Raw genomic sequence first — 468 nt, forward strand, 5'->3', positions numbered from 1 at the left:
CGGCATTCGGGACGGCGGCGTGCCCCGGCGCGGACGTCGTCCGCACGCTCGAGCCCTCGGAGGTCTTGACGACCTCGACGTGCGTGGGGATGCGGGCGCGCAGTTCGGTGACGTGGCTGACGACGCCGACGAGCCGTCCGCCCTCTCGCAGCGAGTCAAGCACTTCCATGACCTGCTCGAGCGTGTCCTGATCGAGGCTGCCGAACCCCTCGTCGACGAACAGCGTGTGCAGTTCCAGGCCGCCTGAGTCGGCGCGCACGGCATCGCCGAGGCCGAGTGCGAGGGCGAGGGAGGCCATGAACGCCTCGCCGCCTGAGAGCGTGGCGGTGTCGCGTGAGCGCCCCGTCCACGCGTCGACGACGAGCAGCCCGAGGCCGCTGCGCTGGTTGCCCTTGGCTCGTTCGTCGGTGTAGCGCAGCTGGTAGCGCCCGTCCGTCATCGTCGCCAGACGTTCGTTGGCCATCTGCG

At 70.7% G+C, this 468-nt stretch carries 1 protein-coding gene; it reads right to left on the minus strand.

Annotated elements, in window-relative coordinates:
* Positions 1-468, minus strand: a 468-nt coding sequence (locus GO615_RS29890) for an SbcC/MukB-like Walker B domain-containing protein (protein WP_281358763.1), incomplete at both ends; no start/stop codon positions are given.

The organism is Aromatoleum evansii, from assembly GCF_012910805.1.
Taxonomy (GTDB): Bacteria; Pseudomonadota; Gammaproteobacteria; order Burkholderiales; family Rhodocyclaceae; genus Aromatoleum; species Aromatoleum evansii.